The 440-nt window shown below is 49.3% G+C and carries 1 pseudogene; it reads right to left on the bottom strand.

The annotated features are described in order from the left end of the window. Nucleotides 1-251 precede the first annotated feature (251 nt). Nucleotides 252-440, bottom strand: a pseudogene (locus tag ACTHUR_RS21205) (ABC transporter ATP-binding protein); the annotation flags it as partial.

Here is a 440-nt window from a genome sequence, read left to right as displayed (position 1 = left end):
CATACCGACTACTGACGATATTGAATGATTACTTTGCCGAAAACGGTATCCAAACGGCTTGATTTGAGTTTTGGTATTTTTGCCCGACGGGGTGAAAATACAGTTGCTACGCAGGTCAGGAAATGACGTCATGGGTATCTCTTATTTATATTGACGATAAAGGTCGTCTGAACATTTCTTTTTCAGACGACCTTTTTGCGGAGATTCATTTTACAAACCACCCGTGATACAACCGCTTTTCAGACACCCCCTCACAAAGTCTCCGCTTGAAACCACGTTTTGCCGTTGGCGGTGCATTCGAGGATGCGCCAGTCGTAGGTTTGGCTGAGGCGTTCGGCGTGCATGATGTCGGCGGTTGCGCCTGCAGCGGTGATGCTGCCGTTTTTCATCAGCGTGATGTGGCTGGCGTAGTGGGTAGCGAGGTTGAGGTCGTGCAACAC

This window comes from Neisseria sp. P0021.S007 (assembly GCF_051956855.1).
The sequence above is the reverse complement of the archived record's forward strand: the minus strand, read 5'-3'. Positions and strand labels throughout refer to the sequence as shown.